The following is a 13,538-nucleotide window of genomic DNA, read 5'->3' on the forward strand; positions in this document are numbered from 1 at the left end:
AAAAAGCTGTATCCATAGATACAGCTTTTTTCTTTATACGTTATTTTGCCATCAATGCATTTACTTGTTGACGCAATTGTTGATTTTCTCTTGCTAATTCATTAACCTTTTGAGATAACATAGCCACTTGTTCTTCTATGGATGACATCGTTCCTACCTTGGCTGTAGAAGTACCTACATGATAGGTAACGCCTACATTAGCTGCAAGATGTCCCGAAAAAACAGTAGATGCCCCCCAAGAAATTTGCATATTAGACTTTTTATGATAAAAACCACCTAAAGCCACCGCTGTTTTTCCATTATAAGTACCTAAGGCTGCCGCAATTTCCATTCCTTGCGTCATATTAGCCATAGGATGTAACCCTGCTAAAGCGGCTGATAAAGCACCCGTTTTTCCCATTTCCTTATATACTTGTCCTGTCGTTGCACCATCATGAGAATCGGCTTCCCATCTACCGTCTTTAACATTAACCAAACGACGATTTAACGTATTATTACCAACCGATACAGTATTTTCTTCAACAGCAACACTATTTACACCTAAAGCAACACTGTTATTGGCACGAACTTTTGCGTTAGTCCCTACCGCTGTCGCATTGTCATAAGCATGCATTTTTACCGTAGTATCTTTCGTCACTAATTCTTTAAGTTTATCGCCTGTAATTACTCCTCGATATTTACTCTTAGGATCGGTTAATAGCAAATCTTCGTCTTTATTTTTATACGGATCTACAGACATATCACTATAGCCCTTCCCCCTTGGGGCCACTTCAATCCAACCCGTACTTGCATCTGCACCAATAGCCGTAGAATTTGTACCAAATCCAGTGGAATTTGTACCTACTGCCGTTGCATGATCACTTTTCTCAAAATGCAAACCATGTTTTAACTCCTTTTCATTCGCATACGAATCGGGTAACATATATCCTGTACGAGCATTCATCCCTAATGTAGTTGCACCCTTACCAAAAGCAATCGTATTCGCCCCTATAGCCGTACCATCACCTGCAGCAATAGCATTCGTCCCAAACCCAGTACGGGTATAATGAATCGTAACGCGTGCTACATCATATGCCTCGTCTTTAGGTAATAGCGCAGAAGATAAATTTCCAGGTCCCTGCCATCCTACTACTTCTTCCTTTTTATTCAATTTAGGTCCATATGGATAATCTGGCGTTTTTCCTTCTTCGTCTTTTACGGGATGTGCATCAAGAAGGACACTTGCTCCTGCTACTACATCAACAGACGTTGTCGTTTTTGTCGCAAATTGTGTGTGATGTTCCTTCGTTTTACTTGCTGGATATCCCATAACAACGGTTGCATTGGGTGAAATATCAACCGCATTAGCTGCAAATGCTACACTTCCTAATACCATAGTTGCAGCCATAACTGCTGCAATAGATGTTCTTCCTTTCATGACCCCCATCATCTCCTATTATTTTTTTGTTAAGACAAATGAAATATACAATACTAGATAATGATTGTCAATAATAAATTCATTTTTTTTAATCTTTTTTATTATACCGTTTATTTATTTTTTAATTAGTTATATATATATATGATAGTATGCATTAATTAAACGCATCGGCGAAACATTTTACTGATAATCTTCAAGCAAACCATTCTTTATTAATAAAAAATGGTTATTATTAGTATTCCCTTTTACTTACTTATGCTATAATAACTCTATACGATTAATAAGTACGTACGCATAAATAAAGGATGTTATCATGTATACAGAAAAAGAAATAAAAAAATATATAAAAATGCTTCATTTAAATCCCTATGCTATAAAAAATATTGTTGAGCCGACGGAAGAAATGAAACGTATTGCAGTGCAAGAAAATGGACAGCTTTTACAATATATCGAATCTCCTTCGTTAGAAATCCAGACGTTAGCTATAGAAAATGCACCAAAGGCGATTCAATATATTACCGATCCATCACCCGAATTATTAATTAAAGCCATTAAACGTGGTTGGAATAATTTGGAATATATTCAAAATCCTTCGCCCCAACTAATTCGGCTTGCCTTACAAGAATCAGGCTGGGCAATTCAATATATCAAAAATCCTTCGTTAGAATTACAATTATTAGCTGTAAAGAAAAATTATGATGCCATCAAGTTTATCGCCAATCCTGCACCAGAAGTGCAGCAAATAGCTATTGAAAAAAACTACGAAGCATTGCGATATGTAGCACATCCCACCCATGAAGCATGTTGCTTAGCCGTAAAAAAAAGCGAGCGTGCACTTCCTTTATTACGAGAAATCACCAAAGCAGATGCTCGTGAATATTTACAATTAAATATCTTAAGTGTAAAATATCTACCCCCACATATCGTATTTAGCGAAAAAGAATGGGGTGATTTATTACGCGAAGTCATCAGCCAGGAAACTGTCGATGAAACGTATATCCGAAATTTTATAAATTGTCATGCTTTCGATAAGAATGGCGATGTCTGCCCTATGAATAAATTGCAATTTATTTATGATTATGGAAGTAAAAAAGCCAAACAAATTACCGTAGATGAAAAATTATCCATTAAATAGAGGTACATTATGAACTTTAAGGAAACCTTACAAAGTGTAGAACTTATCTTAGCTGCCCGTGACGTGCCCCTGCTTGTGGGCGATACGGGAATCGGCAAAACCGCCCTGGCTTCTGATGTAGCAAAAAAAAATGACTGGTCTTTGCTTGTTATTGATGGCAATTTATTAAAAGAAGGTGAAATAGGCGGCTTACCTACCATTACAACATATACGCGACTAAATGCGGCCGGGAAATCTGTCAAGGAAACAACAACAACCTATGCAATTCACCACACCTTACGAGCGATTGATGAAGAAATTGCTAACCAACGTACGGTATTACTTTTTATTGATGAAATTAATCGCTGTGAACATGCAGTCCAACAAGAATTGATGAACTTGATTTTAAATAAAGAAATCAATGGATATCATTTACATCCAGACGTCCGCATTATTGCCGCAATGAATCCTAGTGACTCCTATGATTACGAAACGGTCAATATGGATTTAGCACAGCAAAATAGATTTGTCTGGTTATACATGGAGCCCGATTACGCCCAGTGGTTAGATTGGGCAGAAACAGCCGGTATCGAACCAGAAGTGCGCGAATTTATCGCCACCTTTCCCGATTATCTCAATCAGCATCATGAAGATGATATCCATGCTACGCCCCGTAGTTATGAACGAATTTCCAAAGCATATAAAATATACAAAGAAAAAAACAAACCATTTCCAAATCCGTATTTTTTAATGTCATCCGCGGTAATGTAGGAAAAGTTATCGCCGAAGAATTTACCCATTTCATCGAATCTGATCACCTTCCATTATTAACGTATAATGATATTTTTGAAGGCTCTCCTGATGATACGCAATTACAACTTCGCATTCAAAAAGAAAGCCACACGCGACTTTATTTAACTGCCAAAAATATCTTTATGCGTTTAGAAAAAGACACCACTACGGACACTCCTCTAACAGCTTATCAAATAAAGCGAATCATCTCACTACTTGCTATGTATCCCGTTGATCTGATGATTGGTATGATGAAAGATATGCGTTTCAATACGCCTCATATATATCAACAAGTATTAAATGAAGAATCTTTTGTAAACTTATATTTTAAAGCATATTGTCAGGTATAAAACCATGCAGCATACAACAATCGAGAAAACAGCATTTCTCTTATACGAAGAACTAAAAGAAAATTATGAAGAGTATATCGCTTCACCTAACCATCAAACCACGCCATTTCACATGCCCAATTCTTTCACGATAGATTTTTTCAAGTTAATCGATCATGTGATTTTAGGTTTAATGGAAAATGATGATAACTTTTTTGGCTTCTTTTCTTTTCAAATGAAAAAATCTCTTCGTTTTGACATTGCATCACCTACAGCGGTAAATTTTAAAAGTGCTGCCTATGTATTATATTTTAATCCATTTTTATATCTCCCTTTAACCGAAGATCAGATGAAAGATGCAATTAAACATGATATTTTCCATATTGTTTCCCTCCATTTGATTCGTGCCAAAGATGTAAAAAATATGTATAGCAAATTAGCTATCAATATGGCTATGGATGTTATTGCCAATATGTATATAAAGCATGTTCCCCCTAATGCCATTACCTTACAATGGTTGAATACGCAGTTAGGACTTTTTTTGCCACCTTTTGAAACCTTTGAATATTATGTAGAAAAAATTCAATCCGCCTTAGATAATCAAACGGAAATGCCTTCATATGAGGGAGATATCGAAAACGCCCCCCTCCAATTGCAATTTAATCCAGAAAAAACACATGATATCTGGGAAGAATCCGATACCTTAGATAGTTCAACGTTACAAAAATTTACCGAAAAATATATCAAAGCCGCATTAAAAGGAAATCCACCCACGTATCTAACGAATATATTAAATAAATTAGAACAGGAAGCCTCTTCTCTTCCTTGGAGTTTTTATGTAAAAAAATTTGTCGGTTCTATCGCTGCCGAACGAAAAAAAACCACGACACGCTTAGATCGTAGACAACCACATCGCTTAGATCTGCGTGGAAAATTACGTCATCACACTGCTCGCTTATTAATTGCATTAGATATTAGCGGTAGCATTAGTGATGAAGAATTTAAACAGGCACTAGTAGAAATAATTGAAATATTAAAAAATTTCAAACATAAAATCACTATCATTGAATGTGATGATAACATTCGCTGTGTCTATCCTTTACAGACCATAAAAGATGTCCAAGAACGACCAGAAGCTCGTGGAGGTACATTATTTTCTCCCGTTTTTTCGTATGCCAATCAACATAATATAGATGTTTTAATTTATTTTACAGACGGCAAAGGCGAAAAAACACTGTCCGTCACCCCCCAAAGATATAAAGTGCTTTGGGTATTGACGGGAGCTTCTTTATCCGTGACACCTACGCACGGCATAGTAAAACATCTTGCACCACAAAAAAAACAAGATCCCGATCTGATGTTTTATAACGTAGAAAGAGGCGGCTATTCCATGAATAATCAAGAAAAAATGTTATTATAAACTAGACTAATCTGCTTTCTTGTTCTAATGAAACCGAACTAAACAGATATAAAAAAGAACTTCTCTTATATTATACAAAGAGAAGTTCTTTTTTTTGGTGGGCGATGACAGGATCGAACTGCCGACATCCTGCTTGTAAGGCAGGCGCTCTCCCAGCTGAGCTAATCGCCCATATGTGGTGACCCCTACGGGATTTGAACCCATGTTCCCGCCGTGAAAGGGCGGTGTCTTAGACCACTTGACCAAGGGGCCAAAATAATGGTGATCCACCCGAGATTCGAACTCGGGACACCCTGATTAAAAGTCAGGTGCTCTGCCAACTGAGCTAGTGGATCAAATAATATGGCAGGGGTAGCTGGATTCGAACCAACGATGACGGAGTCAGAGTCCGTTGCCTTACCGCTTGGCGATACCCCTGTATGGCTCCTCAAGTAGGACTCGAACCTACGACAAATCGGTTAACAGCCGATTGCTCTACCAACTGAGCTATTGAGGAATAAATGGAGCGGAAAACGAGGCTCGAACTCGCGACCCCCACCTTGGCAAGGTGGTGCTCTACCACTGAGCTACTTCCGCACGACGATATTCATATTACTATATAAATCCAATCATGTCAACCATTTGCCTCATCATAACAACAGTTAAAATTGCTATTAGAATGCTTGTTTATGATAACAACTTTATGCTTCCCTGTCAAGTCAAGTTATACTTATTCATCCTTGAGTTGTTCTTTCCGTTCTATTTCAGCCATCGAAATTCCTTTTAGTGCAAGTAATTTAGTAATAATTTCATTTTCTTTAATAAATCCATGACAAGAAATAAAAAGAACAAGTTCAGAGATGGGGGCTTCTTCTTCTGAAATGGAGCGGAAAAATTCCACTTGCATATTTTCAGATGATAAAAACGAAGATAAGCGACGAGATTGCCCTACGGTATTTTTCATTTTTATATGAAGTTTATAATATTTACGATAACGTTTACTCAAAATAGTATCTAACCGCACAAAAGCCGTAAGCACTAAAAAAATTAATATCGTTGCCGTAATAGCCGTAATCAAATAACCCGCACCAACGACCAGCCCAATCGCAGCAACTACCCAAACCGTAGCCGCAGTCGTTAATCCCTGGACATTCCCAGCTTTTTGATTCGCCACAATCGTACCAGCTCCCAAAAAGCCGACGCCCGATATAACCTGTGCGGCAATTCGTCCTGGATCTGAATTGTGATAACCATAACCAAAATAATAGCCCATGGCAACATTAATCGATACAATCATGCACAAACAAGCACCTACACAAACAAGCGTATGCGTACGTAACCCAGCCGACTTATTCTGTGCCTGGCGTTCGTATCCAATAAATGCACCTAATACCAAGGCAACAATTAAACGAATAATACTTTCTTCTGTGGTAACCATTTAATTACCCCCTATCTTCTCCACATAATGTATATGTTATTATACCATATGTGTTATGCTTGTATAGTAAATCAGAAATAGGAAATGCTGTACCTTTCTATTTCCGCCAAAAGTATCTCCCCTTATATACCGTATATCCGTTTTCTTTTTGTCATTTCTTTTTTACACTATAAGTAGTTTTTCCTACTTACTTGAACCCCATGATTCAGAAAAATACACATTTTATACAACCACCATCCAACCGTATATTTATATCATATTAACTATTGTTTCAATAGTAAAAAAAAGATATATCAAATGCAACAAATTTATTTTCCCTCTGTGCATGAACTATGGTATTATAATCATGCATTAACAGCTTTTATATCAAGAGATAGGAGTGCTTATTTTGAATACCTTATTACACCTTATGGAGTTATATGGATATATTGCTTTATTTTGGGCAATGGCAGCAGAAAATGCCAATATCCCTATTCCTAGTGAAGTTATTTTAGGATTTTCGGGCTTTTTGATTTCCCAACAAGTCTTTTCCTTTTGGCCTGCATTTTTTATTGCTTGCTGCGGCGGCATTTTTGGCTCAATTATCAGTTACTGGTTAGGTACCTATGGCGGACGTCCGCTTTTACGCAAATATGGAAAGTATATTTTGTTCAATGAAAAAAAATTTAATTATGCCGAACAATTGTTCAATAAATATGGTGGAATCGCAATTATTATTGGACGATGTCTCCCTGGTATACGTACATTTATTTCTTTCCCTGCGGGTGTAGCACGTTATCCCTTTATAAAATTTATTCTCTATTCAATCATCGGTACCATTCCTTGGACGCTATTACTCGTTTGGGCCGGATGTATCCTCGGTTCTCACTGGCAAGATTTAATTAAATATAATCATATATTAATTATCGGCATCGGTATTATCGCCTTATGCCTTATCTTATTTTTTATATGCAAACACATTGGCAAAAAAAACATTCAAGCATTTTTATATGCCCATCGTTATGAACTATCCCTACTTATCTTCAGTTGTTTATTATTACTTCCTTTCCTAGGTGCTTTTCCCTTAACCGATCCGGACGAACCGGTCTATGGCGAAACAGCAAGAGAAATGTTGGTTGCTCATGACTGGCTATCACCTCGCATCTTTGGACATGTCTGGTATGATAAACCGCCCTTATTTTACTGGTTGGAAATGATTTCCTATCAACTTTTTGGTATTTCCGATTATGCATCACGCCTTCCTTCTGCGATTCTTGCTATCATAACCATACAAGCGGTTTATCACTATGGAAAATCAATGTTTAATTCTTCTATTGCCTATATTAGTGCCCTTATCTTGACTAGTTCATTCGGCTTTTGGTACATAGGCAAAGCCGCCATTACCGATATGACGCTTATTTTTACCTTAACAATAGCTCTGCTTTCCTTTTATACCAAAAAATATTATCGTGGCTATATTTTCTGTGGTTTAGCTTTACTCGCAAAAGGCCCCATTGGCTATGCCTTTCCTGCACTTATTATGCTATGTTATATTATTATTCGTCGCAAATGGAATTTATTATCTACCTTAAAAATTCCTCAAGGAATTCTATGTGCTTTCATTGTCGGTTTACCTTGGTATATTCTCATGTATCAAGTGCATGGTACGGAATTTATTCAAACCTTTATTGGGTATCACAATATCATTCGTTTTACCGCACCTGAACATCCAGGCCGAAATAGTATTTTTTTCTTCATTCCCGTGCTAATACTATCCTTAATTCCATGGATAACCGCATATGTTCCCGCACTTATTCGTTTCTTTCGTAAAAAAGATACCTATACCGATGCGTTATGGTTTTGTTTCATTTGGAGTACCTTTATCTTTGTCTTTTTCTCCTTATCCAAGACCCAATTAATTTCTTATATCGCACCCATGTTTCCACCCACAGCATTTCTTATAGGCTGGTTTTTATATCGCTGTTATGAAGAGAAAAAAAGATCGTTAATTACTATCTTTTCTTCCTATGTGCTAGGACTCCTTTGTCTGGGCTTATATGCAATCCCCCTACATGGAAGTGATGTCATATATAGACCTTTCGTCTATACCCTTTCCATTTCATTATGTATGCTTTGTATAATCCCAGCTTCCTTATGGTGGCACACCAAAAAAATACAAGCAGCCTATGCAATCATTCCCTTAGGTATGCTTGTTATATCGCTCCTTTCTTCCGCTGTATTTTTACCACAAATTTCACCGACCTTAACGTCTACAAAAATGGCAACTAGCATAAAACAACGTCTATCGCCAACGGATACACTCTACATTGAAAAATTTCTACGCCCAGGCATAGCTTTTTATAGTGGCTATTATGGAAAAAGTTGGGTATCACCACAAGAGTTAGACCTTGCAAAAATCAAAACAACAACCAACTCCATCTATGTGATTATGCGAAAAACCACCTATACTCATAACAAAAAACTTTTTGCACCACTCTCTGTCGTAATGGAAACAGAAACACAAATTTTATTAACTAATCACTAAGGAGATTATAATGAATATTCGCTATCGATTTATTTTATTAGCCCTTTTTTGCCTATGCTTTTTTAGCATAGGCAACTGGGTATTACCTATTACCGATCCAGTAGAATCTAATTATGCATTAACAGCAAAAGAAATGTTATCACATCATAATTTTATTTCGCCTCAAATTTATGGAATTTATTGGTATGATAAACCCATTTTTATCTATTGGCTACTGTATATCTCTTATGCTCTTTTCGGCATAACCGATTTTGCCGCACGCTTTCCGAGTGCCCTCTTCAGTACCGCCACCATTATCTTGGTAACATGGTATATACTATATCGTTCCCAGCATTGGCTACATGCATTAATAATGGCGGCGATGTTAGCGACATCCTTAGAATTTTGGGCTATCGGACACTCCGTCGTAACAGACCAACCTTTATTTTTCTTTACTACCGCCACGTTGCTCTTTGCCTATATAGGCCTTACAGAAAATAAAAAGAAATATATAATCGTAGCATACATTATGTCGGCTGGTGCTGTCTTAACCAAAGGACCTGTCGGTTTTCTATTACCTGGTTTATTTTTATTTTTATTTTGCCTAATGCGGAAAAATATAACTTATTTTAAACGTTTATTTCCATGGCAAGGAATCGCCCTATTTTTAGTTTGCGTTTTATCTTGGTATGCACCGATGTATGTATTACACAGTCATAATTTTATCGATGGCTTTTTTTTATTAAATAATATTACACGTGCTACCGTATCAGAGCATCCCGAAATCAATGTATGGTACTATTATCTACTATTATTACCCTTAACACTTCTTCCTTGGACGGGTATATCCTTATATGGTTGGTTTAAGCAACGAAAAAAAGACGATGAGTTTATCTTCATGTCTATTTGGTGGATCGGAACTATCCTATTTTATTCTTGTATGGCCACCAAATATCCAACCTATTCCTATATTGCCATAATGCCTTTATTATATTACGGTGCCTCTACAATATACTCATGGCTGTCAACCGGTGGGAAAAAAATAAGCTATCTCCTCATCCTTCCACCTATCATATATTGGCTGATATTAGCTATCGTGAGTGTTATCTATACACCAAAGGATTTCACCCTACCATCCTTACTCCCATTCGCACTTTTTTTATTAGCAGCTATATTTATCCTCTGCATAGCTCATTATAAAAAAGCGTATCCTGCTATTCCTACATTAATCACACTCTTGATGCTATGTACCTATATCACCCTGACCTTTCAAGTATTAGCTCCCTACTACACATATCGCTCCACCAATACCCTCCAATCCATATCTGATTTAATACCACGCCATCGTGTCTATTTTTACCATAACTATCAGACTTCCTTTGTGTATTATACTGACGAAATAAGTACCTTAATCACGACGGACAACCCTCCCACTTCCTCGGTCCATGCGGTTTGGAATAAAAAATATCTCTATCCTAAAGAAAAAGAATTACATGTGCTATCTCGCATCCAACAAGGTGAAAAAATAGTATGTATTGTCCATAAAAAAACCTAAAAGATTTTCAACAATCAACGCTTTATCCGCATGTTTACCTAAAAAAAACGATACATAATTATTCTATATATGTAACAAATTAGGAGAATATCATGAATATTACATCCTTCATACAAGACTTATCGCTCTATCATCAAGTGGGCACCTTTAACCCTTGGCGAGATTATGATCCCATCTCGGATATTAACTGCACTGCCGTTACAATAAGACAACGACAATTACAAAACTATTTAGAGCTACGCTTGCCTCATGCATCCTATCTTCTCATTGCAGAAGCCGCTGGGTACCAAGGATGTCATTTTTCAGGCATCCCCCTTACTTGTGAACGCATGCTTTTACACTATCATCCACAAATTAAACCTGTTCACATTTTATCAATCTCACCTCAACGAACTAGCCGCATAGATTGCCCTTATATCACTAACCAAATGCAACGAGATAAAGGTATGAATGAACCCACAGACACATATGTGTGGAACGCCCTCCTCACACATAAGCTATCGCCCTTTAACGTTGTGCTTTGGAATATCTTCCCCTTTCATCCTCATAAAAAAAATCTTTTTTCCAATCGCACTCCTACAGACAAAGAGTTACAACAAGGCCTTATATTTACTCAAAAATTGCTTACTTTATTTCAACGTCCCCCGCATATTGGTGCAATTGGAAAAAAAGCAGCGATGACCTTAGCTAACGCCAAAATTAATTGCGTTACCATGCGCCATCCTGCCAATGGTGGTGCAACTTTATTTCGCCAACAATTTGCTTCCTGGATAACCGCACCCCCTCATTGTACAGACACTTATTCCCTAACCAAAACTTGCTGAATTTCTATCTTCGAGCGTATATAGACCTGTAATAATACATTGCTTTCCCTTCTAGTGTGCGGTATACTAAAAAAATACCCTATCCATATAAAAATACGGGGTGTTCTAACAGTCTTATATCCTTATGTCGTTGCCAAGGGAGGTTTACTATGACACAAAATCATTTTAAGCGAGGAATTATCTGTTGTGTCATCGGTGCTGTTACATGGGGAATGAACGGTGCGATGAGCCAATTTCTTTTCATGCATTATACGGTAGATCCGGCTTGGCTTTCTGCCATTCGTATGCTTTGCACTGGCTTTTTATTACTCTTTTTAAACTTGCCCAAAAAACATACTCAAATAAATATGATGCTTCACGACATCATCAGTATTCGTAAAATTATCATCATGACAATCTTCGGATTAATTCTGTGTCAGTACGCCTATCTTTCCTGTATAAAATTTTCCAATGCTGGCACGGCAACAATCCTACAAACGCTTTGTGTAGTACTCCTTTCGATTTATCTGGCTATTCGCTTTCGCAAACGTCCCCCCAATCGAGAATTATTAGCCATATTTTTAGCTGTCGTTGGTGTTTATCTCGCCTCTACCAATGGTACGCCCCATGCTATGATCATCTCTCCTAAAGGTCTTTTTTGGGGCATTGCAGCGGCTGTCGGAGCAGTTATTTACCCAACCCTATCACAAGGCTTATCTGCCCAGTGGGGTGCTATGTCCGTAAATGCCCTTGCGATGATTTTTGGTGGCTCTTTGCTTACCTTTAGTCTCAAATTATGGAACACCTTTCCCTTATTAGACATAACAGGTTGGCTAGCCGTAGCTTTCATTATCTTTGTCGGAACGGTCATTTCTTTTTCCTTTTTTATCCAAGGCGTCTGTGATATCGGTCCATTAAAAGGCACCTTAATTGGTACACTCGAACCACTAGTAGCCTCTATCATTTCTGCTTTTTGGCTTCAAACCACCTTTGGTTATATCGAATTATTAGGTTATCTATTCATTATTTCTACTGTCTTCATCGTCATGTTAAAATCAGAATAATGACGAGATACCACCATAATAAAACCACCACTTTATTTCACTATAATAAAGTGGTGGTTTTATTGTTATTGATTATCGTAATCAGGAATATTAGCTATGCATATTTTAGCATAGTACGTATAACAAAAAGTTAGTAACACAAATTATAAAAACCGTGTATAATAGCATATATACTTTAAAGTTACTAGTATAAAGGAGGTCTTTTTATGATCATTGATGATGCAGGTGGCCTTGTCTTTAGGCCCCCCAGTGAAGCCCGTAGTTTCATTTTACGTGTAACTATCGGCTGTTCGCATAATCAGTGTACCTTTTGTTCTATGTATAAAGAATCTACGTATCGCATTCGTTCTTTAGAAGAAATAGATGGTATTATAGAACGCGGTGCACTTGCCATGCCTTTTATCCGCCGCATCTTTTTGGCAGATGGCGATGCCTTAGTACTACCTACAGAAAATTTACTCCATATTTTAAAAAAATGCCATGATTCTTTTCCCAATGTAACTCGCATAGGTGCTTATGCAACACCAAATGACCTAAATAGAAAATCCCTTGAAGAATTGCGTGCTTTAAAAGAAGCTGGATTGGATATTCTATATATGGGCATAGAAAGTGGTGATGATACAGTGTTACGCCATGTCCATAAAGGAACTACAGCAGAACGCACTATCTCAGCTGGACAAAAAGCATTACAAGCAGGAATGAAACTATCCACCATGATTTTATTAGGCTTAGGAGGACAAGAACGCAGTCGCGAACATGCCCTACATACAGCTGCTGTCATTTCAGCCATTCAACCCACCATGTTAAGTGCTTTATCCCTTATCATTCCCTACGGTTCTCCCCTGTATAAAGAAACTATGGCGGGAACCTTTACTCCTCTAACAGCGCGTGGCTTTTTAGAGGAATTAGAGCTTATTATCCATAATATCGATGTGCAAAATGTCTGTATTTTCCGCAGTAACCATGTGTCTAACTTATTTCCCGTCAAGGGGACATTACCCAAAGATAAAGAAAATATGCTTCTTGACTTAGAATCCTTTATTCCACAAGCCGATGATGTTCATCCCCTGTTGAATGATAATGGTAATTTCTAATAAAAAAACGCGTTATATATATAACGCGTT

8 protein-coding genes, 6 tRNA genes and 3 pseudogenes are annotated in these 13,538 nt (G+C 37.3%); 9 read left to right on the plus strand and 8 right to left on the minus strand.

What is annotated here, in order from left to right:
• Window positions 1–40 precede the first annotated feature (40 nt).
• On the minus strand, window positions 41–1,417 hold the full coding sequence (locus HMPREF1040_RS07545; RefSeq protein WP_007393306.1) for a YadA-like family protein: 1,377 nt from the start codon (window positions 1,415–1,417) through the stop codon (window positions 41–43).
• Between the two features lie 313 nt (window positions 1,418–1,730).
• Here HMPREF1040_RS07545 and HMPREF1040_RS07550 point away from each other — a divergent pair, with 313 nt between their 5' ends.
• The 3 genes and pseudogenes from HMPREF1040_RS07550 to HMPREF1040_RS07560 all read left to right on the plus strand — a co-directional run bounded on the left by HMPREF1040_RS07550 (window position 1,731) and on the right by HMPREF1040_RS07560 (window position 5,072).
• Complete coding sequence (locus HMPREF1040_RS07550) at window positions 1,731–2,552, plus strand: hypothetical protein (RefSeq protein WP_007393343.1); 822 nt, start codon at window positions 1,731–1,733, stop codon at window positions 2,550–2,552.
• Between the two features lie 9 nt (window positions 2,553–2,561).
• Window positions 2,562–3,673, plus strand: a pseudogene (locus tag HMPREF1040_RS07555) (ATP-binding protein).
• A gap of 4 nt (window positions 3,674–3,677) precedes the next feature.
• Window positions 3,678–5,072 (plus strand): VWA-like domain-containing protein, encoded by a 1,395-nt coding sequence (locus HMPREF1040_RS07560; protein WP_007393351.1) that lies wholly within the window; start codon window positions 3,678–3,680, stop codon window positions 5,070–5,072.
• 95 nt (window positions 5,073–5,167) lie between these two features.
• On the opposite strand, the gene HMPREF1040_RS07565 is transcribed toward HMPREF1040_RS07560, so the two are convergent.
• From HMPREF1040_RS07565 to HMPREF1040_RS07595, 7 genes are all read right to left on the minus strand, one after another.
• A tRNA-Val gene (locus HMPREF1040_RS07565) sits at window positions 5,168–5,243 on the minus strand.
• A 5-nt stretch (window positions 5,244–5,248) separates the two neighbouring features.
• Window positions 5,249–5,324: transfer RNA gene (locus HMPREF1040_RS07570), tRNA-Glu, on the minus strand.
• A 7-nt stretch (window positions 5,325–5,331) separates the two neighbouring features.
• Window positions 5,332–5,407: transfer RNA gene (locus tag HMPREF1040_RS07575), tRNA-Lys, on the minus strand.
• An 8-nt stretch (window positions 5,408–5,415) separates the two neighbouring features.
• Window positions 5,416–5,489: transfer RNA gene (locus HMPREF1040_RS07580), tRNA-Gln, on the minus strand.
• 3 nt (window positions 5,490–5,492) lie between these two features.
• Window positions 5,493–5,568, minus strand: a tRNA-Asn gene (locus HMPREF1040_RS07585).
• A 5-nt stretch (window positions 5,569–5,573) separates the two neighbouring features.
• Window positions 5,574–5,648 (minus strand) — tRNA-Gly (locus tag HMPREF1040_RS07590).
• A gap of 133 nt (window positions 5,649–5,781) precedes the next feature.
• Complete coding sequence (locus HMPREF1040_RS07595) at window positions 5,782–6,489, minus strand: MgtC/SapB family protein (protein WP_007393325.1); 708 nt, start codon at window positions 6,487–6,489, stop codon at window positions 5,782–5,784.
• A 388-nt stretch (window positions 6,490–6,877) separates the two neighbouring features.
• Here HMPREF1040_RS07595 and HMPREF1040_RS08420 point away from each other — a divergent pair.
• The 6 genes and pseudogenes from HMPREF1040_RS08420 to HMPREF1040_RS07620 form a co-directional block, all read left to right on the plus strand.
• Window positions 6,878–7,408, plus strand: a pseudogene (locus HMPREF1040_RS08420) (DedA family protein); the annotation flags it as partial.
• 99 nt (window positions 7,409–7,507) lie between these two features.
• A pseudogene (locus HMPREF1040_RS07600) lies at window positions 7,508–9,013 on the plus strand (ArnT family glycosyltransferase); the annotation flags it as partial.
• Between the two features lie 10 nt (window positions 9,014–9,023).
• The gene (locus tag HMPREF1040_RS07605; protein ID WP_007393348.1) at window positions 9,024–10,547 is read left to right on the plus strand and encodes a glycosyltransferase family 39 protein; all 1,524 of its coding nucleotides are present in this window, start codon (window positions 9,024–9,026) and stop codon (window positions 10,545–10,547) included.
• A 92-nt stretch (window positions 10,548–10,639) separates the two neighbouring features.
• Window positions 10,640–11,371, plus strand: coding sequence for a uracil-DNA glycosylase (locus HMPREF1040_RS07610; RefSeq protein WP_007393359.1), 732 nt, complete (start codon window positions 10,640–10,642; stop codon window positions 11,369–11,371).
• A gap of 149 nt (window positions 11,372–11,520) precedes the next feature.
• The gene (locus tag HMPREF1040_RS07615; RefSeq protein ID WP_007393320.1) at window positions 11,521–12,414 is read left to right on the plus strand and encodes a DMT family transporter; all 894 of its coding nucleotides are present in this window, start codon (window positions 11,521–11,523) and stop codon (window positions 12,412–12,414) included.
• A 206-nt stretch (window positions 12,415–12,620) separates the two neighbouring features.
• Window positions 12,621–13,508 carry a radical SAM protein gene (locus HMPREF1040_RS07620; protein WP_007393353.1) on the plus strand — a complete coding sequence of 296 codons (888 nt, stop codon included), beginning with the start codon at window positions 12,621–12,623 and terminating at the stop codon, window positions 13,506–13,508.
• Window positions 13,509–13,538 lie beyond the last annotated feature (30 nt).

It is taken from the genome of Megasphaera sp. UPII 135-E (genome assembly GCF_000221545.1).
Taxonomy (GTDB): domain Bacteria; phylum Bacillota; class Negativicutes; order Veillonellales; family Megasphaeraceae; genus Megasphaera; species Megasphaera hutchinsoni.

Excerpts from the sequence above, each read along its gene's own strand:
- HMPREF1040_RS07550 (WP_007393343.1), top strand. The coding sequence starts at position 1,731 with ATGTATACAGAAAAAGAAATAAAAAAATATATAAAAATGCTTCATTTA.
- HMPREF1040_RS07605 (WP_007393348.1), top strand. The coding sequence starts at position 9,024 with ATGAATATTCGCTATCGATTTATTTTATTAGCCCTTTTTTGCCTATGC.
- HMPREF1040_RS07610 (WP_007393359.1), top strand. The coding sequence starts at position 10,640 with ATGAATATTACATCCTTCATACAAGACTTATCGCTCTATCATCAAGTG.
- HMPREF1040_RS07615 (WP_007393320.1), top strand. The coding sequence starts at position 11,521 with ATGACACAAAATCATTTTAAGCGAGGAATTATCTGTTGTGTCATCGGT.
- HMPREF1040_RS07595 (WP_007393325.1), bottom strand. The coding sequence starts at position 6,489 with ATGGTTACCACAGAAGAAAGTATTATTCGTTTAATTGTTGCCTTGGTA.
- HMPREF1040_RS07560 (WP_007393351.1), top strand. The coding sequence starts at position 3,678 with ATGCAGCATACAACAATCGAGAAAACAGCATTTCTCTTATACGAAGAA.
- HMPREF1040_RS07620 (WP_007393353.1), top strand. The coding sequence starts at position 12,621 with ATGATCATTGATGATGCAGGTGGCCTTGTCTTTAGGCCCCCCAGTGAA.
- HMPREF1040_RS07545 (WP_007393306.1), bottom strand. The coding sequence starts at position 1,417 with ATGAAAGGAAGAACATCTATTGCAGCAGTTATGGCTGCAACTATGGTA.